This window comes from Thalassotalea atypica (genome assembly GCF_030295975.1).
In the GTDB taxonomy this organism is placed as follows: Bacteria; Pseudomonadota; Gammaproteobacteria; order Enterobacterales; family Alteromonadaceae; genus Thalassotalea_F; species Thalassotalea_F atypica.
Window position 1 is genome coordinate 2,974,321 of the sequence record NZ_AP027364.1, and the last position, 26,228, is coordinate 3,000,548.

Here is a 26,228-nt window from a genome sequence, read left to right on the forward strand (position 1 = left end):
GGAGGCATGATTGTGGCTGCTAAAAAAAGCTTTCCACTTCGCATTAATCCAGAAGTACTAGCGGCAACTCAACGATGGGCAGATGATGAGCTACGCAGTGTCAATGCGCAGATTGAGTACATCCTACGTGAAGCTTTAGTAAAATCTGGTCGCGTAAAATTAGTACAACAAGTAACCACAATTGTTGAAGATACAGATCAGAGCAAAGACAAGTAATCTTGAGGAACGCTCAAACTACTAGTTAATAGCATGACTAATAAATAGGTTGGCCACTCGCGCTAGCCTATTTTTCAAACCTTAAATACTAACCCATCTAGTACAGATCTACCTTTAGACGTGCACTGTTCAACAATAGTGACAAAATTAACAATTTCCTCTTTGGCAAGCTTTGACTCACAAGGCGCAATAACGCAAAATCAGCCTCGAAAATAACAATAGGATTTAATTTAAATGAAACGTGACATATTTAAACGTACGCTTCCCTTTCTATTTGCTGGAATCTGCACCAACGCAGCAGCTGATGAAGGTATGTGGCAACCTCATCAACTCCCCACGATAGCCAAAGAGTTAACTGCCGCCGGTTTAAAACTTGAGCCTAGCGCACTGACTGATTTAACCGGTTTCCCTATGGGAGCAATTGTAAGCCTTGGTGGTTGTACTGCATCATTTGTTTCTGATCAGGCGTTAATTGCAACAAACCATCACTGTGTTTACGGTTCGATTCAATATAATTCAACAGAAGAAAATAACTTATTAGCCAATGGTTTTTTGGCAAAATCCTTAAAAGACGAATTGCCCGCCACGCCAGGCTCACGTGTATACGTAACTGAAGAAATTACTGAAGTAACTAAGCTTGTGAAGTCTAACATTACCGAGGCAATGTCGGGCAAAGACAGATATTCAACAATCGATAAAAACAGCAAAGCGCTAGTAGCTGAATGTGAAAGTGACGATAAATACCGTTGTAGTGTTGTGAATTTTCATGGCGGATTAGAATATTACTTATTCAAACAGTTAACGATACGTGATGTACGTTTAGTACACGCGCCAGCAAGCAGTATAGGTAAGTATGGCGGTGATATCGACAACTGGATGTGGCCAAGACACACTGGTGATTATGGCTTTTACCGCGCTTATGTGGGTAGAGACGGACAACCAGCTGATTACAGCGAAGACAATGTACCGTACAAGCCAAAACACTATTTAAAAGTTAATAAGAGCAGCGTTAAGGACAAAGATTACATCATGGTGCTCGGTTACCCGGGCCGTACCAATCGATACCGCATTGCACAGGAAGTAGAAAACCAATTCACTTGGGTTTATCCGAACGCAAAAGAGTATCGTGAATCTATTATCAACCTTATTCATGAGCAGTCGGCTGAAGGCTCTGATGCCCGTATAAAATATGAAAGCACGCTAGCAGGGCTTGCCAACTATGCAAAGAACTACGGCAGCATGATCGAGAGCTATAACAAAGGAGACATGCTTGAACGTAAACAAAAGCTAGAGTCTGATCTCATGGATTGGGTAAATGCCGATAGCAAGCGTAAAGCGAAATACGGACAGGCACTCTCTGGCTTACGTTCGTTAATTAAAGAAAGTGATGCCACACAAGAGCGTGATCTTGTTTTGGGTTACCTTCGCTATAACAGTATGTGGCGCGCAGCCAATAGCTTATACAAACTCGCTAATGAAAAAACTAAACCAGACGCTAGCCGCAAAAGAGGTTATCAAGAAAGAGACCTTGCTCGTTTTGAACAAGGTATGAAAACTATTGACCGCCGATTCGACCCTAAAATTGATCAAGCAATATTTGAGCTCTTAATGGAGCGTTATGTTAGTTTGCCTAAAAACCTACGTTTAGCTTCTCTAGACACCTTTTTTGGTTTAAACAAGGCGTTTAATGCTAACGCATTTTCAACAAAACTAAACACAATGTACGCTAAAACTGATCTGGTCAATGAAGAAGCTCGTTTAGCGTTAATGAACGAGAGCCTTGAAGACTTTAAGTCAAACAATGACCCTTTTATTCAATTGGCTGTTGCCACTTATGAGGAGCGAAATGCCATTGAAGAAAGTGATGAAGCCTTAACAGGAAGTATCCAAGCTTATCGCCCTAAATATATGGAAGCACTGATTGCTTATTACAATGACAAAAACTTGCCTGTTTACGCTGACGCGAATAGCACCTTGCGTGTCACTTACGGCAATGTAAAAGGCTATTCTCCGCAAGATGGTTTAACAGCAACACCATTCACTACACTGGCTGGCATTACAGCGAAATATACAGGAAAAGACCCATTTGATGCTCCACAAAAACAATTAGATTTAATCAAAGCTAATATGTTTGGTGAATACGAAAAAGCTGACCTGAATTCTGTTCCCGTAAACTACCTAGGTACGTTAGATATTACCGGAGGTAATTCAGGCTCACCAACATTAAATGCTAAAGCAGAGTTTGTCGGCTTAGTATTTGACGGCGTATATGAAAGTATCATTGGTGATTGGGATTACGACACTAAATTAAATCGTTCTATTCACGTTGATGTTCGTTACATGCTGTGGGTAATGGAGCATGTAGATGGGGCAAAAAACCTAATAGAAGAAATGGATATTATCGAATAAACACTCGTTTATCCTAGTTAATAAAAAGCCTGCTTATAGCAGGCTTTTTAATGCTGATATTTGGCTTATTAAGACCAACTCTATAAGTCGTTACATATTCGGGTAATTGGGACCACCAGTGCCTTCTGGTGTCACCCACGTTATATTCTGGCTCGGATCTTTAATATCACAGGTTTTACAGTGGATGCAGTTTTGCGAGTTGATCACAAACTGTTGTCCTTCTTCAGTCTCTTGAATTTCATAAACGCCGGCAGGACAATAACGTTGTGCAGGCTCTGCGTATTTTTCCAAGTTAACCGTCATAGGAATACTTGCGTCAGCAAGTTTTAAATGACAAGGCTGCTCCTCTTCATGGTTCGTGTTTGATAAAAATACCGAAGACAACCGATCAAAACTTAGCTTACCGTCCGGCTTAGCATAATTGATCATCGGCGCTTCACCCGCTAGTTTCAATTGCTCATGATCTAAAGAGTCATCTTTGAAGTTAAACGGCAACTTACCGCCAAAGAAGTTTTGATCTACTGTGTTATAAACACCACCAAAGAAGGTACCAAACTTGTGCATTGCTGGGCCAAAGTTACGGGTATTATATAACTCATCAAATAACCATGATGACTTAAACTTCTCTTCGTAGGCGGTTAAATCTTTACCACCTTCATCACCAGAAATTAGCGCTTCAACGATAGTTTCAGCCGCCAACGTCCCCGTTTTCATAGCGGTATGATTACCTTTGATTTTGGCAAAGTTAATTGTTCCTGCGTCACAACCCACTAAAATAGCGCCTGGCATTGTTTGCTTCGGTAATGAATTATAACCGCCTTTAGCCATAGCGCGTGCACCGTAAGAAACACGCTTACCACCTTCTAAATACTGGCTGATTTTTGGATGATGTTTATAACGTTGGAATTCTTCAAACGGACTTAAATGAGGGTTTGAATAATTTAAATCAACAATTAAGCCAACAAATACTTGATTGTTTTCGGCATGGTACAAATAACCACCACCTGTCGTGTCTTTATCTAGTGGCCAGCCGGCAGAGTGGACTACTAATCCTTCTTGATGTTTGTCAGGGTCTATGTCCCAAATTTCTTTAAAACCAATACCGTAGTGCTGAGGTGATTTTTCGGCATCTAAGTTGAATTTGCTGATCAGCTCTTTACCTAAATGACCACGACAACCTTCTGCAAACACTGTGTATTTGGCACGTAATTCCATGCCCGGCATAAATGAATCTTTTTGATTGCCTTCGGCATCTAGCCCCATATCACCCGTGATAATCCCACCAACACTACCATCTTCATTGTAGATAACATCTTGTGCTGCAAAACCTGGGAATATTTCAACACCAAGTTGCTCAGCTTGTTCTGCTAACCAACGACAAATGTTGCCCATACTGACGATATAATTGCCATCATTGTGCATAGTCTTAGGTACTGAGAAACCAGGTAATTTAATGCCATTTTCTGCACTATTAAGTAGGTATATATCATCACCCGTTACTGGTGTATTAAGTGGCGCACCTTTTTCTTTCCAATCTGGAAACAACTCATTTAGTGCGCGTGGTTCAAACACGGCGCCAGATAAAATGTGCGCTCCAACTTCAGATCCTTTTTCAACAACGCATACCATAAGCTCTTGTTCTTTTTCTTGAGCCATTTGCATAATACGACACGCTGTAGCCAGACCTGATGGACCGGCACCGACGATCACGACATCAAACTCCATCGATTCACGTTCCATAATTCCCCCCTAATTTTCTTACAGACAATTTGAATTTCAAACAAGTGTTTGAAATTCAAACATGTGTTTGATAGCATCGAACCATTATAGATATTTTGTCGACAATTACTATCCTGTATATGAGAAATTACTGCGTAAGTATTGATTTTGAGTAATAAGACACAATGTTTAAGAGACAATAATATTGACGAATGCACCAACAGTCAGTAGTCTGTGGAGCAATTACTCAAATAAAAAAACTAACAGTTACTTTTAAAAACTGTAAATAAAAATTTTACTTAACTACAAAATTAAACAAGCTGAGGCGATGATGAAAGTATTAGTACCCATCAAACGCGTGATTGACTACAACGTCAAAGTTCGCGTTAAACCAGATAATTCAGACGTTGATTTAGCCAACGTCAAAATGGCAATTAACCCATTCTGTGAAATTGCTGTTGAAGAAGCCGTTCGTTTGAAAGAAGCAGGCACGGCAACTGAAGTTATTGCTATTTCCATTGGTGATAAAAGCTGTCAAGAGCAACTTCGTACTGCTTTAGCATTAGGTGCAGACCGCGCTATTCAAATTGAGACAGGTGAAAAACTCGATTCATTGCATGTTGCTAAGCTACTTCAAAAGGTTGTTGAAGAAGAGCAGCCTCAGTTGGTTATTCTTGGTAAGCAGTCTATAGACTCAGACAACAACCAAACAGGTCAAATGCTTGCTGCATTGACAGGTATGGCACAAGGAACATTCGCATCAGAAGTAAAAGTTGATGGCGATAAAGTCAATGTAACACGTGAAGTTGACGGCGGTTTACAAACTGTTGCGTTGAACTTACCTGCGATTGTTACTACAGATTTACGTCTAAATGAACCTCGTTATGCGTCATTGCCAAACATCATGAAAGCAAAACGTAAGCCTTTAGATGTTAAAGCTGCTGCAGATTTTGGTATCGACTTAACTGCTCGTACAAACTTATTGAAAGTCACTCCTCCTGCTCAACGTGAAGCAGGTATTATTGTTGAGACTGTCGACGAATTAGTAGAAAAGTTAAAAAATGAAGCCAAGGTGATCTCATGAGCATTTTAGTATACGCAGAACATGACAATAGCAGCCTGAAGGCTGATACATTAAAAACAGTTGCTGCCGCACAAGCTATTGGTGGTGATATTCATATATTGGTTGCGGGTGCTAACTGTGGCGCCGTTGCTGAAGAAGCGGCTAAAGTCAACGGTGTTTCAAAGGTATTAGTTGCAGACAATGCAGCCTATGAACATCAACTAGCTGAAAATGTTAGTGCGTTAGTGTTAGAACTTGCGGGTGATTACGACGCTATTATTGCAACTGCATTAACAACGGGTAAAAACTTTATGCCTCGCGTTGCTGCATTGTTAGATGTCGCTCAAATTTCTGACATCATTGCAGTAGAAAGTGCTGACACATTTGTTCGCCCTATCTATGCAGGTAATGCCATTGCAACGGTACAAAGTTTAGATGCGAAAAAAGTTATTACGGTTCGAGCGACTGGTTTTGATTCAGTAGCAACAGATGGTAGTGCTGAAGTTGTTTCATTAGCTAGTGCAACTGATGCAGGCATTTCTAGCCATGTAAGTGATGAACTAACAGTATCAGAACGTCCAGACTTAGGCGCTGCAAGTGTAGTTATCTCTGGTGGTCGCGGCATGCAAAACGGTGACAACTTCAAACTGCTTGAAGGTATTGCTGACAAGCTAGGCGCAGCAATCGGTGCATCACGCGCAGCGGTTGACGCTGGTTTCGTACCTAACGACATGCAAGTAGGTCAAACAGGTAAAATTGTTGCTCCTGACTTATACATTGCCGTTGGTATTTCGGGTGCAATTCAGCATTTAGCAGGTATGAAAGACTCTAAGATCATTGTTGCAATCAACAAAGATCCAGAAGCACCAATTTTCCAAGTAGCTGATTACGGTATCGTAGCAGACTTATTTGAAGCGCTTCCTGAGCTTGAAGGCAAACTGTAAACTTTAATTGCAGCTAAAAATAAAAAGCCAGCAGTAATGCTGGTTTTTTTTGGTCTGTATTTTATTTATAATCAATCATCATTCATTGATCGAAGATCCTTATGTCTTGGCAAGATCAACTATCCCAAGTTGTTTACTCCACTGAAACCGGTCGAGTAAAAGAAAAAAAAATAGACACCGTAACCCCAAGTGATGGCTTTGCTAAAGTGCGCCGAGAAACCAAAGGTCGTAAAGGCAAAGGTGTCATGACCATTTCGGGTTTAGGCCTAGATAATAAAGCGCTTAAAGACTTGGCCAGCAAATTAAAGAAAACCTGTGGCTGCGGTGGCAGTGTTGTGGGCGAAACCATAGAAATTCAGGGTGATAAAAGAGATCAGATTAAGCTGGTTTTAGAAAAATCTGGTTTTAAAGTGAAGTTTATTGGTGGCTAAGTCCCCTAGGAAGTAAAACGATGACCCACATTACCCCAAGTGATTTATCAATATTATTGGTAGAGCCTTCAGATACTCAACGTAAAATTATCATTAATAAGCTCAATAAAGAGGGAATTACTGAGGTTAGTACAGCAAAAAATATTACTGAGTCAATCGACATTATTGAACGTCACCCACCCGATCTCATCGCCAGTGCCATGTATTTTGAAGATGGTACAGCAAAAGAGCTCATTAAGACCATTAAAAATAATGAAAAGTTGGCTGACATTGCTTTTATGTTGGTCACAAGTGAAGTTAAACGAGAGCATCTTGAAGAGTTCAAGCAATCGGGTGTAGTCGCATTGTTACCGAAACCTTTTACCGCAGAACACCTAGGTGCGGCGATTAATACCACCATTGACCTCTTATCTCCTGATGAAATGGAGCTGGACCATTTTGATGTCCATGAAATTAGGGTGTTACTTGTCGATGATAGCAAGTTAGCGAGAAATCATATTCGACGAGTACTCAATAACCTTGGATTAAACAAAGTCACAGAAGCTGAAGACGGCCAACAGGCGATAGATTTATTGCAAGACAATATGTTTGACTTAGTAGTAACTGATTACAATATGCCTGAAGTAGATGGCCGAGAATTAACACGATATATTCGCGAGAAAAGTCAGCAGTCACATTTGCCCATTTTGATGGTAACAAGCGAAAGAAATGACACTCATTTGGCCAACATTGAACAAGACGGTGTTAACGCGCTTTGCGATAAACCGTTTGAACCTAAGTTTGTCAAAAAACTATTATTTCAATTACTTGAGCATTAGTTCTAGAGTTACAATAGGGCTGAAGCAAATTTAGCCCTCATTCAATTTATGTTGACGCAACTTCATTGCAATTTTGTTGTGTGATACTTTTAATCGCTGCGCGAGTTTTCTGGTTGATGTGTATACAGGCTTAAATTGAGATAAAAGTTCATGCTCAAACTGATATTGTGCTGATTGCCAATCTTCTACCTTTAACCAATGCTGCCCTCCACTTTTTTCCTCAACATTTTCCAAAATTTGCTTTGCTACAGGAGCGCCAAAATCTGCTAGAACTTTTTGTACATCTTCTTCGCTGATCTCATTACTTGTATTTAAAGCCACAAGCCTAAAGAGCACATTTTGCAACTGTCTGATGTTGCCCGGCCATGAGTATTCTATCAATTGGGCTAACGCGCTTTCCGTTAATAGTGGAACAACTTGGTTGACTTGCTTGGCGGCATTTTTCATAAAATGGTGACATAATAAAGGAATATCTTCATTACGTTCTTTCAGAGCTGGCAACGAAAGGCTTAATACGTTCAGTCGATAATATAAATCCTCTCGAAAGACTTTATTTTGAATCATTAAATCAAACGGTTGATGACTTGCCGAGATTATTCTCACATTAGCAGTTAGCTCTTTTGTTCCCCCTAAACGGCGATAACTATAATCTTGTAGAAATCTTAAGAGCTTGGCTTGCAGATAACCTGACATTTCTGCAATTTCGTCTAAGAAAACCGTGCCTCCATGTGCAAGTTCAAACAAGCCTGGCTTACCGCTTTTCTGAGCGCCAGTGAATGCACCAGCCATATAACCAAATAATTCACTTTCTAAAAGGTGCTCAGACAGTGATGCACAATTTATTGCTAAAAATGGGGCACCTTTTCTACCACTGGCTTCATGAATTGCCCGAGCAAATAACTCTTTCCCCGTGCCTGTTTCACCGGTCAGTAATATTGGCAAATCTAAGGTCGAGAACTTGAGCAATTGATTCTTTAACAGGGATATTTTAGCGCTCGTACCAATAATATTGTCGACTTGATGGGCATCACTTCGTTGCATCATTGAAATTTGGCGACCAATAGCGTCCATGCCTTTAAGTATGATTACAACCCCATTGAGCTTCCCTTCAAAAATGACTGGTGTTGATTCCGCAAGATATAACTGTCCATTAAAATTAACTTCTAAAGCGTTACGCTTTGGCGTCACTAGAATCTCTTGATTAACGGCGAATAATTCGGAAATATTTTGTCCGATAATGCTTAACTTGTCCTGAAAAGTCTCATTATCTTTTTGGATTGGAGCATTATTTAGATTGCAGGAGATCACTACGCCATTTCTATCCACGTCAAATATCGGATCGGGTATTCGGCTTAACATTGCATTTAAATGCTGCTCTCTAGATTCTGTCGGTAATAAATCAATGGGGTTACAACCTAAGACACCTTTAACCTTCTTGAGCGCTTGCGCAACTTTCGAAAATGTAATTTTCTGGCTTTCGACGTGAAGAAAAATAGTCTTGGGGATTATTTCCATCGCGACGATATTCCACTTATTCTCAGCGATCACACTTAAAATTTCCTGACTAATTCCAACTCTGTCTGTTGAACTGATCTGAATTCTCACTTAACCCCCACCATAACAGTAATAAAAATATTACAATAAGTAATAATTTTATTACATCATTTTTGATCCATTAGTACAACTAAGACGTGCTTGAATACAGCTTAATAGCGAACTTTAATTAGATTATCTGCATTCATAGTAACTCCCCAACAATATCGTACTAAATATATTACACCAAAAACAATCACCAAGCTAACCATTTGTTTTTATTGTATATTTTTACTGGCAAGTAAATTGCTTATGTCTATCTATAAATAAAACGATGTTCTATGCACAAAGTATCAAGACTGGGTGCAACAAAATTCTGAGGAAACTATGAGTAATAGCAAAAATATCGAGACTCAATCTATTCATGCCGGCCGTATTAAAGATGAACAGTTTGGATCACTAGCAACACCGCTCTATCAAACATCAACTTTTATCTTTGATAATGCTCAACAAGGAGCAAATAGATTTGCTGGCGAAGAAGACGGCTTTATTTACTCTCGCCTCGGTAACCCTACAACAAGACAGTTAGAACAACGTGTCGCAGCGATGGAAGGTATGGAAGATGCAGCGGCAACAGCTACAGGTATGGGCGCAGTATCTGGGGCTTTGTTAGCCAATTTATCTTGCGGCGATCACCTAATATCATCGAAAGCCGTTTACGGTTGTTCCTATGCACTAATGGCTCATCAGTTAACTCGCTGGGGTATAGAGGTTTCTTTTGTCGATATGACTAACCCTCAAGAAATAGAAGCCGCTATCAAACCAAATACTAAGGTAATATTTCTAGAAACCCCTATTAACCCCAATTTAGTGGTATTAGATATTAAAGTAATCGCTGATATTGCCAAAAAGCACGAAATTTTATCTATCGTAGATAATACCTTCTTAACACCTGTTTTACAGCGACCTAAGGAGTTTGGCATAGATGTCGTAATTCATAGTGCGACTAAGTATCTAAATGGCCATGGCGACGTTGTAGCGGGTATTATTTGTGGTAGTAACGAAATGATCAGCCATATTAAATTAACTATATTAAAAGATGTGGGAGCGACAATTAGCCCACATGATGCATGGCTTATTATGCGAGGTATAAAAACGTTACCGATAAGAATGGAGCGACATTGCAAAAATGCCCAAACCATCGCCGAGTATTTAGAACAACACGAAATGATCGACAAGGTGTATTACCCAGGGTTAAAAAGTCACCAAGGGAATAAGTACATTGGAAAACAAATGTCTGCTGCAGGTGGTGTAATTGCGTTTGAACTCAAAGGAAATCTAAAAGAAGGTGAGGCATTCATAAACCGAATGCAATTGTTTTCTATTGCGGTGAGCTTAGGTGATGCTGAGTCATTGATACAACATCCAGCATCAATGACTCACTCTCCTTACTCTCAAGAAGAGCGTTTAGAGGCAGGGATCAGTGATACACTTATTAGAATTTCAGTTGGTTTAGAGAATGCTGAAGATCTTATTACTGATCTTGAACATTCTCTGAATCAAATCCGCTTAGAAGAAAAATCAGCTCAAGTAGCTTAATTTATTTTGCAAGTACTGCCTCGAGCTGAGGTAGTACTTTTAGCTTTATTTCTTCTAGCTGTGCATTCGAATACTGCTTTGTCGGTACAACCCCCCAAATAGGCTTAGGCCATGCAGCATCATTTTCAAACCTAACCACATGATGAATGTGTAACTGTGGTACAACATTGCCCAAGGCGGCCACATTAAGCTTATCACCGTTAAAGGTTTGCATCAGCATTTCTGCAATCATGCTCGATTCGTTCAATAATTGCTGCTGCTCGTTCCACTCTAACTGGAAGACTTCAGAAACACCGTGAACTTTAGGTACTAAAATAAACCACGGATAATTACTGTCGTTGCATAGCAATAACTTACATAAAGGCAATTCTGCGACCTCTACACAGTCAGCAGCAAGTTGTGAATGAAGTTCAAATTGTTCAGTCATTGTATATCCCTTATCTTTTATCTTTTGTTTTTTCGACCACGGCCGCGAGCCTTTTTGCGTGCTTCACGCTCAGCTGCTTTGCTTGCTTCAAGCTCTGCGAAGTGCACTTGCTCCTTTTCCACCATAGCAGGAGTCTCAAACGTTAAACCACCTAAGGTTTTGTCCCTAATTTCATTAATCAAAATTGCAGACGCTTTGTGAAAATCGACATGACCACCACTTTTAACACATCCGCGCTTTCTACCAATCGTTTCAATAAGCTCAACTTCTGTTTCTGGTAATTCATCTTGAAGCTTGTAACGCTCGATAAGTCGCTGAGGGTAGCTTTCTAATAAGTATTCAGCAGCAAAACAAGCTATTTCTTCGTGATCAAATGCAGTATCTTTCACAGCACTAGTAATAGCCAAACGATAGCCACTATTTTCATTCACGATTTTCGGCCACAACATGCCTGGCGTATCATAAAGGTACAACCCGTCCTCTAAACGAATTCGTTGTTGTCCCTTCGTTACCGCTGGTTCATTACCGACTTTTGCTTTAGCTTTGCCTACAAGTGTATTTAACAGCGTGGATTTACCAACATTTGGTATGCCCATAATCACAACATTGATTTGTTTACCCGTTTCATCTTTATTTGGTACAAGTTTACGAATAAGCTGAGGGATTTGCTTAGCTACGCTCGGTGTTTCTGTTGTTAGCGCAATAGCTCGCACATTGTTCTGCGCTTCTAAATAATCTAACCAAACTTGTGTTAATGCAGCGTCCGCTAAATCACATTTATTTAAAATCTTTATAAGCGGTTTATTACCCCTTATTTCAGTGATCATAGGATTTTCGCTACTAAATGGTAGTCGTGCATCACAAACCTCTATCACCACATCGATTTGCGGTAGGATTTCTTTAATTTCTTTTTGGGCTTTATGCATATGCCCTGGGAACCAATTAATAGCCATGCTGTTATAGAAATATCTAAAATTTTGTAAATTCTATCAACTCCAAAGAAAATACACTAACGATTACAGTCAAAACACTCTCTTTTTAACAATACGGGCATTTGATACAGAACAACTTTTTCATGGTCATTTGATGATAGGTTAATTATTGTTCGATTTATTTCACTAGTTGAATTTGATGAGAAGAAGAAAGCAGCCTATTTTAGACCCTAAAGATGCAGGCGTAGATATGACACCTATGCTTGATATTGTTTTTATTCTTCTAATATTCTTCATTGTGACAACATCATTCGTTAAAGAAAAAGGCTTTTTAGTGGAGCATTTAAAAAATAACAAAGCCAGTTCAACACCATCTAACAACATAATGATCCATTTGGATGCTAACAATATAATTTATTTTAACGGTAAATCCGTTGATATAGAGAGGTTGCCTGCAAGAGTAGAATATTTCATAGCGAACAATCCCACCGAAAATATTTTATTTCGCCCCCATGAAAATACCAATTACCAAAAAGTAGTAGAAGTTTTAGATGAACTGAAACAGTTTAGTCATCTTAAAATTAATATTGGGATCAATTCTCAATAATAAGTAGGATATTAATACCCTACGTGAGATTTTAAACTACATTTAAATTATCAAAAAATAATTAATATACCTAAATACTTACGGAATAATGCACAAATATTCATATATATTTCTACTGATGAGCTCAATAACGCACGCTGATGGTGTTCTTCTATCTGGCGGTCAATCAACCTCTAAAGACAAATCAAGTGTAATACAGTTTGGGTATATCATTGAACCGGGAAAGTCATCACCACTTTTAATACTGAATGCTTTTACATGGGAGCTCGAATTTTCTGCAAGTGAGTGGGAGAACCTTTATGGACCAGATATCAAAACGGGGTCAATCACACCATTTTTAAAATACGTAAATACGACTAACACCATAAATTGGTTTATCCGAGTAGGAGTGGGTGTTGCCTACGTTGAACAAACACAGTGGGGTAATAGAAGTTTAGGTGATAATTGGTTGTTTTCAGATAAACTAGAGATTGGTACAGAAATAAATCAACACAATAGAATAGGCTTATCACTAACTCATTATTCAAATGCTAGGCTAAACAAAAATAATGACGGTACAAATATCGTGTCTTTGAATTATAGCGTTCATTGGTGATGAGTTATTTTTCAATAAAGCTTTAAACGCCAGACGTAAAAAAGCCCGTCACATTCGTAACGGGCTTTTCATAATAGAAGCTTGACAATGTCCTACTCTCACATGGGAACTCCCACACTACCATCGGCGCTATTGCATTTCACTTCTGAGTTCGGCATGGGATCAGGTGGTTCTACAACGCTATTGTCGTCAAGCAAAAAACTACAATCTTGAAAGCTGATGACGTGCACGAATGCACTAATATCGCAATGACATGGATGTCAGTGAGCGATGTAAATACTTATCTAAATCTAATCAGTAACACGAGTACGTGACTTTTATTCATGTCAGACACACAAAACCACTTGGGTGTTGTATGGTTAAGCCTCACGGGCAATTAGTATCAGTTAGCTCAAGGCCTCACAACCCTTACACACCTGACCTATCAACGTTGTAGTCTCCAACGACCCTTTAGGGGACTTAAAGTCCCAGTGAGAACTCATCTCAAAGCCTGCTTCCCGCTTAGATGCTTTCAGCGGTTATCAGTTCCGAACGTAGCTACCGGGCAATGCCATTGGCATGACAACCCGAACACCAGAGGTTCGTCCACTCCGGTCCTCTCGTACTAGGAGCAGCCCTCTTCAATTCTCAAACGCCCACGGCAGATAGGGACCGAACTGTCTCACGACGTTCTAAACCCAGCTCGCGTACCACTTTAAATGGCGAACAGCCATACCCTTGGGACCGACTTCAGCCCCAGGATGTGATGAGCCGACATCGAGGTGCCAAACACCGCCGTCGATATGAACTCTTGGGCGGTATCAGCCTGTTATCCCCGGAGTACCTTTTATCCGTTGAGCGATGGCCCTTCCATACAGAACCACCGGATCACTATGACCTGCTTTCGCACCTGCTCGACGTGTCTGTCTCGCAGTTAAGCTGGCTTATGCCATTGCACTAACCGTACGATGTCCGACCGTACTTAGCCAACCTTCGTGCTCCTCCGTTACTCTTTAGGAGGAGACCGCCCCAGTCAAACTACCCACCAGACAGTGTCCCCAAGCCCGATTAGGGCCCTAGGTTAGAACATCACGCATACAAGGGTGGTATTTCAAGATTGGCTCCACCACATCTAGCGACGCGGTTTCAAAGCCTCCCACCTATCCTACACATGTAGGAGCAATGTTCACTGTCAAGCTATAGTAAAGGTTCACGGGGTCTTTCCGTCTAGCCGCGGGTATACGGCATCTTAACCGCAAATTCAATTTCACTGAGTCTCGGGTGGAGACAGTGTGGCCATGATTACGCCATTCGTGCAGGTCGGAACTTACCCGACAAGGAATTTCGCTACCTTAGGACCGTTATAGTTACGGCCGCCGTTTACCGGGGCTTCGATCATGAGCTTCGCAGAGCTAACCCAATCAATTAACCTTCCGGCACCGGGCAGGCGTCACACCGTATACGTCATCTTTCGATTTTGCACAGTGCTGTGTTTTTAATAAACAGTTCCAGCCACCTGGTTACTTCGACTCTCCTGTGCTTACTCCGCAAGGGATTCACACTAGAGAGCGTACCTTCTCCCGAAGTTACGGTACTATTTTGCCTAGTTCCTTCACCCGAGTTCTCTCAAGCGCCTTAGTATTCTCTACCTAACCACCTGTGTCGGTTTGGGGTACGGTTCCTATATATCTGAAGCTTAGAAGCTTTTCCTGGAAGCATGGCATCAATGACTTCAAACCCTTGGGTTCTCGTCTCGTATCTCAGCCTTAAGAAGACCCGGATTTACCTAAGTCTTCAGCCTACATACTTTCACACGGACTACCAACGCCGTGCTCACCTAGCCTACTCCGTCCCTCCTTCGCAATATATAGAAGTACAGAAATATTAATCTGTTTCCCATCGACTACGCGTTTCCGCCTCGCCTTAGGGGCCGACTTACCCTGCCCTGATTAACATGGGACAGGAAACCTTGGTCTTTCGGCGGGGGAGTTTTTCACTCCCCTTATCGTTACTCATGTCAGCATTCGCACTTCTGATACCTCCAGCAAACCTCTCAGTTCACCTTCAACGGCTTACAGAACGCTCCCCTACCACTTAACTTAAAAGTTAAATCCGCAGCTTCGGTGCATAGTTTAGCCCCGTTACATCTTCCGCGCAGACCGACTCGACTAGTGAGCTATTACGCTTTCTTTAAAGGATGGCTGCTTCTAAGCCAACCTCCTAGCTGTCTGGGCCTTTCCACATCGTTTCCCACTTAACTATGACTTTGGGACCTTAGCTGGCGGTCTGGGTTGTTTCCCTCTTCACGACGGACGTTAGCACCCGCCGTGTGTCTCCCGGATATCACTCATCGGTATTCGGAGTTTGCAAAGGGTTGGTAAGTCGGGATGACCCCCTAGCCTTAACAGTGCTCTACCCCCGATGGTGTTCGTCCGAGGCTCTACCTAAATAGATTTCGGGGAGAACCAGCTATCTCCCGGCTTGATTAGCCTTTCACTCCGACCCACAAGTCATCACCGCATTTTTCAACATACGTGTGTTCGGTCCTCCAGTTGATGTTACTCAACCTTCAACCTGCCCATGGGTAGATCGCCGGGTTTCGGGTCTATTCCTTGCAACTAAACGCGCAGTTAACACTCGCTTTCGCTACGGCTCCCCTAATCGGTTAACCTTGCTACAAAAAATAAGTCGCTGACCCATTATACAAAAGGTACGCAGTCACCCGAAGGCTTCCACTGCTTGTACGTATGCGGTTTCAGGTTCTATTTCACTCCCCTCACAGGGGTTCTTTTCGCCTTTCCCTCACGGTACTGGTTCACTATCGGTCAGTTAGGAGTATTTAGCCTTGGAGGATGGTCCCCCCATATTCAGTCAACATTTCACGTGTGCCGACCTACTCGATTTCATGGTAAGTTTGTTTTCGTGTACGGGGCTATCACCCTGTATCGCTAAGCTTTCCAGCTTATTCCACTAACTTACAAACCACTTAAGGGCTAATTCCCGTTCGCTCGCCGCTACTAAGGAAATCTCGGTTGATTTCTTTTCCTCGGGGTACTTAGATGTTTCAGTTCTCCCGGTTCGCCTCACTTAGCTATGTATTCACTAAGTGATAGTGTCTTATGACACTGGGTTTCCCCATTCAGAAATCTGAGTCTATAACGGTTTTTATCACCTCAACTCAGCTTATCGCAGATTAACACGTCTTTCATCGCCTCTAACTGCCAAGGCATCCACCACATACGCTTAGTCACTTAACCATACAACCCTAAGTAGTCTTAGAATGTTCGGAGACTAATCCGAACTAATCGTACAGCCTGACATTTTCACGTACTCTCACATCTTTCGATGTAGATGAGTTACTTGATTTAGATTTTTTATTAACATTCTCCGAGGAGGAGAAGTTAATCAGCTTGTTCGATAAACGATAAGGTTATCTCACTCGCTGTTGGTATCTATATGTTGATGTATTGAAACGCGCGACACGTTCAACACCATATAAACACCGGGTATTTATATCAGCTTTCCAGATTGTTAAAGAGCTTCAAACTAGCGCGCATTCGGCTAATTCGTGGTTTAAAAAACCAAATTTAAATCATCTTAAAAAAGATAGCTTAAATTTGGTCATTTAATTCTTTGTGAAGAAGATTGGTAGGTCTGGGCAGACTTGAACTGCCGACCTCACCCTTATCAGGGGTGCGCTCTAACCAGCTGAGCTACAGACCTGCATAAGTACCTAAGTACTACACAATAAGTGGTGGAGCTAAGCAGGATCGAACTGCTGACCTCCTGCGTGCAAGGCAGGCGCTCTCCCAGCTGAGCTATAGCCCCTTATTATGCTAGGGTTTTACTTTTCTTCTTCTAATTTGTTATCAGTGCAATTTGTGTGAACACTCATGAAACCCGAAGGCTTCCATTAGGCGTTTTACTTCAAGATAAGGAGGTGATCCAACCCCAGGTTCCCCTAGGGTTACCTTGTTACGACTTCACCCCAGTCATGAATCACAAAGTGGTAACCGTCCTCCCGAAGGTTAGACTAGCTACTTCTTTTGCAACCCACTCCCATGGTGTGACGGGCGGTGTGTACAAGGCCCGGGAACGTATTCACCGTAGCATTCTGATCTACGATTACTAGCGATTCCGACTTCACGGAGTCGAGTTGCAGACTCCGATCCGGACTACGACGTACTTTATGGGATTCGCTCCACCTCGCGGTCTTGCTGCCCTTTGTATACGCCATTGTAGCACGTGTGTAGCCCATCCCGTAAGGGCCATGATGACTTGACGTCGTCCCCACCTTCCTCCGGTTTATCACCGGCAGTCTCCTTAAAGTTCCCGACATAACTCGCTGGCAAATAAGGATAGGGGTTGCGCTCGTTGCGGGACTTAACCCAACATTTCACAACACGAGCTGACGACAGCCATGCAGCACCTGTCTCAGAGTTCCCGAAGGCACTAAACTATCTCTAGTAAATTCTCTGGATGTCAAGGGATGGTAAGGTTCTTCGCGTTGCATCGAATTAAACCACATGCTCCACCGCTTGTGCGGGCCCCCGTCAATTCATTTGAGTTTTAACCTTGCGGCCGTACTCCCCAGGCGGTCAACTTAGCGCGTTAGCTACGCTACCCACAGATCAAGTCTACAGACAGCTAGTTGACATCGTTTACGGCGTGGACTACCAGGGTATCTAATCCTGTTCGCTCCCCACGCTTTCGTACCTCAGCGTCAGTATTTGTCCAGGTGGCCGCCTTCGCCACTGATGTTCCTTCCAATCTCTACGCATTTCACCGCTACACTGGAAATTCCACCACCCTCTACAATACTCTAGTTTGCCAGTTCAAAATGCAGTTCCAAGGTTGAGCCCTGGGCTTTCACATCTTGCTTAACAAACCGCCTACGCACGCTTTACGCCCAGTAATTCCGATTAACGCTCGCACCCTCCGTATTACCGCGGCTGCTGGCACGGAGTTAGCCGGTGCTTCTTCTGTCGCTAACGTCACAGTACTAGTTTATTAAACTAGCACCTTTCCTCACGACTGAAAGTGCTTTACAACCCGAAGGCCTTCTTCACACACGCGGCATGGCTGCATCAGGCTTTCGCCCATTGTGCAATATTCCCCACTGCTGCCTCCCGTAGGAGTCTGGGCCGTGTCTCAGTCCCAGTGTGGCTGATCATCCTCTCAAACCAGCTAGAGATCGTCGCCTTGGTAAGCCTTTACCTTACCAACTAGCTAATCTCACTTGGGCTAATCAAATGGCGAGAGGTCCGAAGATCCCCCCCTTTGGTCCGTAGACATTATGCGGTATTAGCAGTCGTTTCCAACTGTTGTCCCCCACCATAAGGCATATTCCCAAGCATTACTCACCCGTCCGCCGCTCGACGCCAAAGTAGCAAGCTACTTTTCGTTTCCGCTCGACTTGCATGTGTTAAGCCTGCCGCCAGCGTTCAATCTGAGCCATGATCAAACTCTTCAATTAAAATCGTTTGTGCATCATAAGATGCGGCTCAATGAATTCTGTACATTTAAAACATATGTTCTTATAACCCGAAGGTCATAAGTAGTTTTGCGTGAACTTCATCATTAAGCTGTTTTTTTTGTCCCGAAGGACTATGTAAAATCAACACTAATGTGAGTGCTCACACAAATTGCATGATAACTAATTGTTAAAGAACACTACTTGATTAAGTAGTCAGTGTAAGTCGCATTCGCTTATCACTGTTTGCTTGGAGCTGGCTAGTAGCCTGTCCCGAAGCGAGATGCGCATTCTACGCAACTCAGTTTTGATGTCAACAACTTTTTGAAAAATAATTTAACTTGTTTTTCTAAGTTATCTTCGAGCTTAACCAAACTATTGTTTAACTAAACTGTTCAAAACAACCTCTTGGGCTTGTCCCGAAGAAGTGGAGCGAATTTTAGGGATTTTTAGCACCGCGTCAACTTCTTTTTTCGAATAATTTGTAATTCTAGTTCAAATGTTGTTTTTTTGCACAAAAAGAGCGTTATATATTCAAGAAAGAAAAGCAATAGCTTCCTTTATGTTATTTACGCGATGTACATGCGCCGTTGAATTGTCATGATATTGACTAGCAACAAGTACTCTATTATGAATGCCTGCTGCTTCAGCCGCGTGCATATCTGAAAGTTTATCTCCAATGAATACACTTTTGTTAACATCAAGTTCATGCTCTTTTACAGCCTGTAAAATCATTCCGGGCTCCGGTTTACGACATTTACAGCTCACAACAAAGTCATTTGTTCCCTTTTCAGGGTGATGTGGACAGAAATAAACCCCTTTAATGGCGATATCTTCTTTTTTAAATACTTTAATCATCCAGTCTGTTAATACATTGAAATCATCAATAGAATAATAACCTCTTGCGATACCTGCTTGATTTGTTATTACATAGATTTCATAGCCCATATCGGAGGCATAACGGCATAGATCCATAATCCCTTCGACAAACTCAAAATCACTAATTTTATGTACGTAGCCAAAGTCTACATTTATGATACCGTCACGATCGAGAAATAATGCTTTTTTCATATTGATACTTTTTGTATAGCGAAAAAAGGCGAGTCAAATACTCGCCTTATGTGAATCTATTTATATTAGCATGGTTTACATGCTCAAACCGCCATCAATATCTACTACACGACCAGTGAAAAATTCATTTTCCAAAATATATTTAACCGTATGGGCAATTTCACTTGCTTCACCTAGTCGACCTACGGGCTTCATCTTTTCAAGTCGTTCACGCATTTCTGGCTTCATTGCATCTGTCATTGCCGTTCGAACAACACCAGGTGCGATAGCTCCAACACGAATACCGTGACGACCTAACTCTCTTGCCCAACAAACAGTCATAGCAACTACGCCAGCTTTAGACGCTGCGTAGTTAGTTTGTCCCATGTTGCCATTACGCGCAATAGAAGACATGTTTATGATCACGCCTTTGCGCTTATTTTTAACCATATGTGCAGATGCTTCTCGACCACACAAAAATACACCTGTTAAATTAACATCAATGACTGATTGAAACTGCTCTAATGACATCTTTTTAACGATTTCGCCATCTTTAGCTTTGATTAACATACCATCACGCAAAATTCCGGCGTTATTAATAAGCCCATCAAAGCCATTAAAATCATTATTTATCTTGTTAAACGTTTCTTCAACTTCGGCTTCATTCGTCACATTCGCCAAATAATATTGAGCAGTAGACCCAGCTTCTTCGACCAATTGAACGGATTCTTTTAACAATTCCTCATTAAGGTCTATAAGAGCAAGCTTTGCACCGCTTGTTGCTAAGTCGATTGCCATTGAACGGCCTAAACCTTGGCCACCGCCCGTGACAACAATCACTTTGTCTTGAATGTTCATTTATTCTTTGCTCTCTTTATTAAATAAGTTAAAGATGCTTGAAAAGTCTTTACCACCATTTCCTGCGCTTGCATGCATAGCGTAAAGGCTTCTCGCTAATGATCCCATAGGTGTTGACGACTGACTTGTAACAGCAGTATCCATTGCAAGGCCCAAATCCTTAGCCATTAAGTCCACCATGAATCCACCCTGATAATCATTTGACGATGGCACATTTTCCATAACATCAGGGCATGGGTTGTAGACATCTAATGTCCAATTACTGCCCGAGCTCTTGCTCATGATATTAGAAAGCACTTTGGGGTCTAATCCATTCGCGATTCCAAGCTGTAGTGCTTCGGCTGTACCAGCCATCAAAACAGATAACAACATGTTATTGCAGACTTTGGCTACTTGGCCTGCACCATGTTCTCCTGCATGAAATATATTTTTCCCCATGTTGTCCAATACACTTTTTGCGCGATTAAAGTTTTCAACGCTACCACCGACCATAAAGCTTAACGTGCCAGCTGTTGCGCCACCAACACCACCTGAAACGGGAGCATCAATGAACTCAATTCCTTGCTCTTTCAATGTACTACCAACAACGATTGAGGTTTGTGCATCAATGGTAGATGAGTCAATGACTAGGCTTCCAGCTTGAATGTGATTGATAAGGCCATTTTCACCTAAATATACACTTGCTACATGTTTACCCGCAGGTAACATTGAGATAATAAACTCGGCATCTTTGACACATTCTTGTGCAGACACCGCAGTTGAAGCTCCGTGCTCAACCACATCAATCACGGCCTGTGCTGATAAATCATAGACACAAACTTGATGCCCAGCTTTAACCAAATTGACGGCCATTGGGCCACCCATGTTTCCTAAACCAATAAATGCTACATTCGCCATTTGCTTTCCCCTTGAATTTTATCCTAGCTGAGCTAGTGGATGCTGGGCTTCTTTCCATTTAGGTGTGAAGAACCAATCAATTGTTTTTGCATCGACATCTGCAATGTTTTTATATTTCCATTGAGGATTACTATCTTTGTCGATAAGTAATGCCCTGACGCCTTCATAAAACTCGCCATATTGTCCACATTTAACAGATAGACTTAACTCCATTCTAAAACAATCAGCTAAGGACATAGACTTACCAACTTTCAATTGTTGGTAAACCAAATGCCCACTAACTGCACTGCCGTGTGCTAATGATTTTTGCGCTTTATTAAACCACTTGTCATCAACTTCTGCAGAGGTAATTGCATCAACCACGTCCGCCAAATTATGATGTTCAGTAACTTGGTCAATCAAAGATTTTTGTGCTCGAATATGAGAAACAGGAACAGCTGAATTTGATAAGCGTTCAAGTTCATTCATAGCATCGCTGAGCTTGTCATGGTTGAGTGCGACGGTATCGCCCCATTTAATTGAAATTAGCTGCTCTAATAATGCTTGTTTTTTATCCGCTTGAATAAAGAAGTCAGCTAAGCCGGTATATTTAGCATCAGCGGCATTAATAGAGGCTCCTGTCAGCCCCAAAAATAGGCCGCAGTTATCTGGCATTTTATTAAGGAAAAATGTACCGCCAACATCAGGGTATAGGCCAATACTAATTTCAGGCATTGCGATGCGTGACGACTCAGTCACTACTCTGTGGCTAGCACCAACCATCATGCCTAAACCACCGCCCATAACAATACCATTGCCCCAGACGATAAAAGGCTTATTGAAGGTATGAATAAGGTAATCTAACTTGTACTCTCTGGTGAAGTAGTCCTCTATAGCTGGCGCATATTCACCTGGGTGGCTTTTCATTTCATTAAAAAGATTGACAATGTCACCACCAGCACAGAAAGATTTTTCACCAGAGCCCTGAAGGAAAACCACTGCAATTTCATCATTACGATGCCAATCGAGTAATTTAGGATAAAGTGCATCGACCATATCGCCACTTAACGCATTTAGCGATCGCTCTGAGTTTAATGTCGCAATACCAATTCTTTTACCGTTGTCACAAAGACGTTCTTCAAACAACACAACATCAGTCATCATGTGTTCCTTATTTATTTTTCCATTGAGGCTTACGCTTTTCTAAAAATGCATTAACGCCCTCTGTTTGGTCTTCAGAATCAAAAAGGCTGACAAATGCTTCTCGTTCAATTGGCAAAGCTTTTGAAATAGGCATTTCACGATTATGCTGCACTAATTTTTTACACGCAGCGACCGCAACAGGGCTTTGATTAGCTACTTTTGCTGCTAGTTTGAGCGCAGTTTCTAAAGATTGACCTTGTTCTACAACTTCTTCGACTAAACCAATTTGTAGCGCCTTGTCGGCTTTAATACGCTCACCGCACAAAATCATCCGTTTAGTCCATCCTTCTCCGACTAATAGCTGCAAGTTTTGCGTTCCACCAGCACAAGGCAATAGACCAACCGTTGCTTCAGGTAAGGCCATTTGGGCATGATGCTCTGCAATGCGCAGATCACAAGCAAGTGCAACCTCTAATCCGCCGCCCATGGCGTAACCATTAATGGCTGCAATAGAAACACCGTGAAATGCAGACAGGGTTTCAAACGCTTCACCGAAAATATTAGACATTTCTGTTGCAATGTCTTTACATCCTGAAGCAAACAATTTTAAATCAGCTCCTGCTGAAAAGAACTTATCACCGTCACCGGTAATGACCAACGCGTAAATTTCTTTGTCTTCATTAAGTGATAAAACAATATCACGTAATTGAGTTAAGCTTTCTTTTGTCCAGGTATGAGCAGGCGGATTATTAAACGTAATAATTGCCGTGTGTTCTTGCTTGGATAGTTTTAATAATTCAGACATATTTTTACCTATAATAATTGGCCAGCGCCTTCAGTTAGTAATCGACGAGCAACGATTACGCGCATAATTTCATTCGTACCTTCTAATATTTGATGAACTCGAACGTCTCTGAAATGTCGCTCTAGAGGGTATTCTTTTATATAGCCGTAGCCACCATGTATTTGCAGAGCTGCGTCACACACTTTAAAGCCAATATCGGTTGCAAATTGCTTCGCCATGGCACAGTAGGCGGTTTTTTCAGGATCATTTTCATCCAATTTAAAGGCTGCTAACCTTACCATTTGTCTCGCTGCGACAAGCTCCGTAGCCATATCAGCCAACTTAAACTGCAAGCCCTGGAATGCAGCGATTGGCTTACCAAATTGCTCCCGTTCTTGCATGTATTCCATAGCAGTATTCAACGCTTGCTGTGCCGTACCGATAGAACAGGTTGCTATATTAATTCGACCACCATCTAAACCTTTCATCGCGATTTTAAAGCCTTCGCCTTCTTCGCCTAGTAGGTTTTGAACAGGCACCTTGACGTTCTCAAAGGTAATTAAACGTGTCGGTTGAGCGTTCCATCCCAGCTTCTCTTCCGCTTTGCCATAAATGATCCCTTCGCTGTCGGCAGGGATCGCTAATGCCGATATACCTTTGGCGCCAGCTTCACCTGTGCGGACCATAACGACAAGCATGTCAGTTTCGCCAGCACCAGAGATGAACATTTTAGACCCGTTAACAAGGTAGTGATCGCCGTTTTTTTTAGCCGAGGTTCTTAAAGAGGCTGCATCAGATCCCGCACCTGGCTCAGTCAAACAATAAGAGGCAAGCTTTTCGCCCATGACTAATGACGGACACCACTCATCCTTAACTGAATCCTGTCCCCAAGTTGCTATCATCCATGTCGCCATATTATGGATGGTCATCATAGCCGTTGTTGCTGTACACCCCATTGCCAACTGCTCAAATATAATTGAAGAATCTAATCGACTAAGACCTAAACCGCCTGCATCTTCTGGAGAATAAAGCCCACAAAAGCCCAATTCACCAGCTTTGGCGATTACTTCTTTTGGGAATATATGCTCTGCATCCCATTTAGCTGCATTAGGGGTAAACTCTGCCTGAGCAAATTGTTGCGCTGTATCAGCAAACATTTGCTGATCTTCAGTTAAATTGAAATTCACTTATTATCCTCAAATTAAACACAAACGATTGGACTCAGCTATCGTTTTTATTAGGATGCTGAATCTAATACTACTGTTGAAATAAAGCCTGTCGGTCTAAAGCATTTCTACCGCAATTGCTGTCGCTTCGCCACCACCAATACAAAGGGTTGCGACACCTTTCGATAAACCTTTGTTTTTCAGTGCATGAATCAAAGTCACAATAATGCGTGCACCACTCGCGCCTAGCGGGTGACCCAATGCACATGCCCCGCCGTTAATATTCACGCGTTCAATGTCTAGACCCAATTTATCAACCGCTAACATAGTCACCATTGCAAAAGCTTCATTAACTTCTAACAAATCAATATCAGCCACAGACCAATTGGCTTTGGCTAGTAACTTGTTTACGGCACCTACAGGAGCTACCGTAAACTCCTCGGGTAATTGTGCATGGGTTGCATGAGCGACAATCTTACATAAAGGTGTCAGTCCGCGAGCTTGTGCTTCGGATTGTCTCATTAGTACCAATGCTGCAGCGCCGTCAGAGATAGAGCTAGAGTTTGCAGCAGTAATGGTGCCGTCTTTTTTAAATGCTGCGCGCAACGATGGAATCTTATCAGGGCGCGCGTTGCCCGGCTGTTCATCAGTGTCAACAACAGTATCACCGCGACGAGATTTAACTGTTACCGGAGAAATTTCATTAGCAAACGCGCCAGATTCAATGGCAGTATTTGCACGAGATAATGAACGGATCGCAAATTCATCCATTTGCTCACGTGAATAGTTTTCATCGTCCGCGGTAGATTGTGCAAAACAACCCATAGAAACACCATCATAGGCATTTTCTAGACCGTCTAACATCATATGGTCAAGCACTTGACCATGTCCCATTCGCATACCACCTCTTGCTTTAGGTAACATATATGGTGCGTTTGACATGCTTTCCATACCGCCTGCAACAGCAACATTAATCGAGCCAGCAAGCAGGGAGTCATGTATATCCATAATTGATTTCATGCCTGAGCCACACACTTTATTGATGGTATTGCAAACCGTAGAATGTGCTAGTCCTGCGCTTAGAGCCGCTTGTCTAGCAGGTGCTTGTTTTAAACCCGCCGGTAAAACACAGCCCATCACAACTTCATCAATTTGATCCGTTGCAATACCTGCTTGTTCAACCGCTCCTTTAATTGCTGTAGCTCCCAACTCTGGCGTGGTCACATTAGCCAACGCTCCCATAAATCCGCCCATTGGCGTACGTGTAGCCGAAACAATTACAATAGGATCTGTCACAGACATAATCAATTCTCCAATTTATAAGCAACGTTGGTTGCATCTATATTCTATAATCTAAGATTAGTATTAGGGTAACCTAATTTAACGTTTACGCCAACGTAAGGTGAACAATAACACTTGTACAACTTAAACGATTTAGCACAGGTTTTACATGCTACTTTAGAACTAAAACTACTCGTTACTGTAGATTAATATTAGGATGACACCTTAAATTACGACTAATGTAGTAGATTCCGTTCTCACAGTCTGCTTTGTAAGTTAAATAATCATTGGTCGTACAAGTTCGAGCTGTAACCTATACCTTACA

General features: G+C 41.9%; 20 protein-coding genes, 2 tRNA genes and 3 rRNA genes. 9 read left to right on the forward strand and 16 right to left on the reverse strand.

Going from position 1 to position 26,228, the window contains the following annotated elements; all coding sequences use genetic code 11:
* Nucleotides 1–12: 12 nt before the first annotated feature.
* Together QUE03_RS13685 and QUE03_RS13690 are read left to right on the forward strand one after the other, a co-directional pair.
* Nucleotides 13–216 (forward strand): type II toxin-antitoxin system antitoxin, encoded by a 204-nt coding sequence (locus QUE03_RS13685; RefSeq protein WP_286262385.1) that lies wholly within the window; start codon nt 13–15, stop codon nt 214–216.
* A gap of 234 nt (nt 217–450) precedes the next feature.
* Complete coding sequence (locus QUE03_RS13690) at nt 451–2,625, forward strand: S46 family peptidase (protein ID WP_286262387.1); 2,175 nt, start codon at nt 451–453, stop codon at nt 2,623–2,625.
* 90 nt (nt 2,626–2,715) lie between these two features.
* On the opposite strand, the gene QUE03_RS13695 is transcribed toward QUE03_RS13690, so the two are convergent.
* Complete coding sequence (locus tag QUE03_RS13695; protein ID WP_286262390.1) at nt 2,716–4,365, reverse strand: electron transfer flavoprotein-ubiquinone oxidoreductase; 1,650 nt, start codon at nt 4,363–4,365, stop codon at nt 2,716–2,718.
* Nucleotides 4,366–4,675: 310 nt separating this feature from the next.
* Here QUE03_RS13695 and QUE03_RS13700 point away from each other — a divergent pair, with 310 nt between their 5' ends.
* The 4 genes from QUE03_RS13700 (at nt 4,676) to QUE03_RS13715 (ending at nt 7,600) form a co-directional block, all read left to right on the forward strand.
* Nucleotides 4,676–5,428 (forward strand): electron transfer flavoprotein subunit beta/FixA family protein, encoded by a 753-nt coding sequence (locus tag QUE03_RS13700; protein WP_286267860.1) that lies wholly within the window; start codon nt 4,676–4,678, stop codon nt 5,426–5,428.
* The gene (locus QUE03_RS13705) at nt 5,425–6,351 is read left to right on the forward strand and encodes an electron transfer flavoprotein subunit alpha/FixB family protein (protein ID WP_286262392.1); all 927 of its coding nucleotides are present in this window, start codon (nt 5,425–5,427) and stop codon (nt 6,349–6,351) included. Before QUE03_RS13700 ends, QUE03_RS13705 begins: the two co-directional genes overlap by 4 nt.
* 101 nt (nt 6,352–6,452) lie before the next feature.
* Nucleotides 6,453–6,782, forward strand: coding sequence for an SUI1 family translation initiation factor (locus QUE03_RS13710; RefSeq protein WP_286262394.1), 330 nt, complete (start codon nt 6,453–6,455; stop codon nt 6,780–6,782).
* A gap of 20 nt (nt 6,783–6,802) precedes the next feature.
* Nucleotides 6,803–7,600: a response regulator gene (locus tag QUE03_RS13715; protein WP_286262396.1), complete on the forward strand. Its 798-nt coding sequence runs from the start codon at nt 6,803–6,805 to the stop codon at nt 7,598–7,600.
* A gap of 30 nt (nt 7,601–7,630) precedes the next feature.
* Here the strand turns inward: QUE03_RS13715 and QUE03_RS13720 are convergent, their stop codons facing one another.
* A complete protein-coding gene (locus tag QUE03_RS13720) occupies nt 7,631–9,205 on the reverse strand; it encodes a sigma 54-interacting transcriptional regulator (protein ID WP_286262399.1) in 1,575 nt (524 codons plus the stop codon).
* 315 nt (nt 9,206–9,520) lie between these two features.
* Between QUE03_RS13720 and megL the strand changes: the two genes are divergently transcribed.
* Complete coding sequence (gene megL, locus QUE03_RS13725; protein ID WP_286262401.1) at nt 9,521–10,732, forward strand: methionine gamma-lyase; 1,212 nt, start codon at nt 9,521–9,523, stop codon at nt 10,730–10,732.
* A gap of 1 nt (nt 10,733) precedes the next feature.
* Here the strand turns inward: megL and QUE03_RS13730 are convergent, their stop codons facing one another.
* A complete protein-coding gene (locus QUE03_RS13730; protein WP_286262403.1) occupies nt 10,734–11,159 on the reverse strand; it encodes an HIT domain-containing protein in 426 nt (141 codons plus the stop codon).
* A gap of 17 nt (nt 11,160–11,176) precedes the next feature.
* Nucleotides 11,177–12,112 carry a ribosome biogenesis GTPase YlqF gene (gene ylqF / locus QUE03_RS13735; RefSeq protein WP_286262405.1) on the reverse strand — a complete coding sequence of 312 codons (936 nt, stop codon included), beginning with the start codon at nt 12,110–12,112 and terminating at the stop codon, nt 11,177–11,179.
* A 178-nt stretch (nt 12,113–12,290) separates the two neighbouring features.
* Between ylqF and QUE03_RS13740 the strand changes: the two genes are divergently transcribed.
* On the forward strand, nt 12,291–12,698 hold the full coding sequence (locus QUE03_RS13740; RefSeq protein WP_286262408.1) for an ExbD/TolR family protein: 408 nt from the start codon (nt 12,291–12,293) through the stop codon (nt 12,696–12,698).
* 88 nt (nt 12,699–12,786) lie between these two features.
* Complete coding sequence (locus QUE03_RS13745) at nt 12,787–13,293, forward strand: acyloxyacyl hydrolase (protein ID WP_286262410.1); 507 nt, start codon at nt 12,787–12,789, stop codon at nt 13,291–13,293.
* A gap of 79 nt (nt 13,294–13,372) precedes the next feature.
* On the opposite strand, the gene rrf is transcribed toward QUE03_RS13745, so the two are convergent.
* The 12 genes from rrf to QUE03_RS13805 form a co-directional block, all read right to left on the reverse strand.
* Nucleotides 13,373–13,487: ribosomal RNA gene (gene rrf / locus QUE03_RS13750) — 5S ribosomal RNA — on the reverse strand.
* Between the two features lie 161 nt (nt 13,488–13,648).
* A 23S ribosomal RNA gene (locus QUE03_RS13755) occupies nt 13,649–16,529 on the reverse strand.
* A gap of 389 nt (nt 16,530–16,918) precedes the next feature.
* A tRNA-Ile gene (locus QUE03_RS13760) sits at nt 16,919–16,995 on the reverse strand.
* A gap of 29 nt (nt 16,996–17,024) precedes the next feature.
* A tRNA-Ala gene (locus tag QUE03_RS13765) sits at nt 17,025–17,100 on the reverse strand.
* A gap of 105 nt (nt 17,101–17,205) precedes the next feature.
* Nucleotides 17,206–18,748, reverse strand: a 16S ribosomal RNA gene (locus QUE03_RS13770).
* Together the 16S, 23S and 5S rRNA genes with 2 tRNA genes alongside form the textbook arrangement of a ribosomal RNA operon.
* A gap of 531 nt (nt 18,749–19,279) precedes the next feature.
* The gene (gene gmhB / locus QUE03_RS13775; RefSeq protein ID WP_286262412.1) at nt 19,280–19,816 is read right to left on the reverse strand and encodes a D-glycero-beta-D-manno-heptose 1,7-bisphosphate 7-phosphatase; all 537 of its coding nucleotides are present in this window, start codon (nt 19,814–19,816) and stop codon (nt 19,280–19,282) included.
* A gap of 75 nt (nt 19,817–19,891) precedes the next feature.
* Complete coding sequence (locus QUE03_RS13780) at nt 19,892–20,653, reverse strand: SDR family oxidoreductase (RefSeq protein WP_286262414.1); 762 nt, start codon at nt 20,651–20,653, stop codon at nt 19,892–19,894.
* The gene (gene mmsB, locus QUE03_RS13785; RefSeq protein ID WP_286262418.1) at nt 20,654–21,550 is read right to left on the reverse strand and encodes a 3-hydroxyisobutyrate dehydrogenase; all 897 of its coding nucleotides are present in this window, start codon (nt 21,548–21,550) and stop codon (nt 20,654–20,656) included. It abuts the gene before it with no gap.
* A gap of 18 nt (nt 21,551–21,568) precedes the next feature.
* Nucleotides 21,569–22,690, reverse strand: coding sequence for an enoyl-CoA hydratase/isomerase family protein (locus QUE03_RS13790; RefSeq protein WP_286267861.1), 1,122 nt, complete (start codon nt 22,688–22,690; stop codon nt 21,569–21,571).
* Between the two features lie 10 nt (nt 22,691–22,700).
* A complete protein-coding gene (locus QUE03_RS13795) occupies nt 22,701–23,477 on the reverse strand; it encodes an enoyl-CoA hydratase (protein WP_286262420.1) in 777 nt (258 codons plus the stop codon).
* Between the two features lie 8 nt (nt 23,478–23,485).
* The gene (locus QUE03_RS13800; RefSeq protein ID WP_286262422.1) at nt 23,486–24,643 is read right to left on the reverse strand and encodes an acyl-CoA dehydrogenase family protein; all 1,158 of its coding nucleotides are present in this window, start codon (nt 24,641–24,643) and stop codon (nt 23,486–23,488) included.
* A gap of 96 nt (nt 24,644–24,739) precedes the next feature.
* Complete coding sequence (locus QUE03_RS13805; RefSeq protein WP_286262423.1) at nt 24,740–25,924, reverse strand: acetyl-CoA C-acyltransferase; 1,185 nt, start codon at nt 25,922–25,924, stop codon at nt 24,740–24,742.
* Nucleotides 25,925–26,228 lie beyond the last annotated feature (304 nt).

Excerpts from the sequence above, each read along its gene's own strand:
- QUE03_RS13690 (WP_286262387.1), top strand. The coding sequence starts at position 451 with ATGAAACGTGACATATTTAAACGTACGCTTCCCTTTCTATTTGCTGGA.
- QUE03_RS13710 (WP_286262394.1), top strand. The coding sequence starts at position 6,453 with ATGTCTTGGCAAGATCAACTATCCCAAGTTGTTTACTCCACTGAAACC.
- QUE03_RS13730 (WP_286262403.1), bottom strand. The coding sequence starts at position 11,159 with ATGACTGAACAATTTGAACTTCATTCACAACTTGCTGCTGACTGTGTA.
- QUE03_RS13695 (WP_286262390.1), bottom strand. The coding sequence starts at position 4,365 with ATGGAACGTGAATCGATGGAGTTTGATGTCGTGATCGTCGGTGCCGGT.
- QUE03_RS13805 (WP_286262423.1), bottom strand. The coding sequence starts at position 25,924 with ATGTCTGTGACAGATCCTATTGTAATTGTTTCGGCTACACGTACGCCA.
- megL (WP_286262401.1), top strand. The coding sequence starts at position 9,521 with ATGAGTAATAGCAAAAATATCGAGACTCAATCTATTCATGCCGGCCGT.
- mmsB (WP_286262418.1), bottom strand. The coding sequence starts at position 21,550 with ATGGCGAATGTAGCATTTATTGGTTTAGGAAACATGGGTGGCCCAATG.
- QUE03_RS13780 (WP_286262414.1), bottom strand. The coding sequence starts at position 20,653 with ATGAACATTCAAGACAAAGTGATTGTTGTCACGGGCGGTGGCCAAGGT.
- QUE03_RS13745 (WP_286262410.1), top strand. The coding sequence starts at position 12,787 with ATGCACAAATATTCATATATATTTCTACTGATGAGCTCAATAACGCAC.
- QUE03_RS13705 (WP_286262392.1), top strand. The coding sequence starts at position 5,425 with ATGAGCATTTTAGTATACGCAGAACATGACAATAGCAGCCTGAAGGCT.
- QUE03_RS13795 (WP_286262420.1), bottom strand. The coding sequence starts at position 23,477 with ATGTCTGAATTATTAAAACTATCCAAGCAAGAACACACGGCAATTATT.
- QUE03_RS13790 (WP_286267861.1), bottom strand. The coding sequence starts at position 22,690 with ATGACTGATGTTGTGTTGTTTGAAGAACGTCTTTGTGACAACGGTAAA.
- gmhB (WP_286262412.1), bottom strand. The coding sequence starts at position 19,816 with ATGAAAAAAGCATTATTTCTCGATCGTGACGGTATCATAAATGTAGAC.
- ylqF (WP_286262405.1), bottom strand. The coding sequence starts at position 12,112 with ATGGCTATTAATTGGTTCCCAGGGCATATGCATAAAGCCCAAAAAGAA.
- QUE03_RS13700 (WP_286267860.1), top strand. The coding sequence starts at position 4,676 with ATGAAAGTATTAGTACCCATCAAACGCGTGATTGACTACAACGTCAAA.
- QUE03_RS13740 (WP_286262408.1), top strand. The coding sequence starts at position 12,291 with ATGAGAAGAAGAAAGCAGCCTATTTTAGACCCTAAAGATGCAGGCGTA.
- QUE03_RS13715 (WP_286262396.1), top strand. The coding sequence starts at position 6,803 with ATGACCCACATTACCCCAAGTGATTTATCAATATTATTGGTAGAGCCT.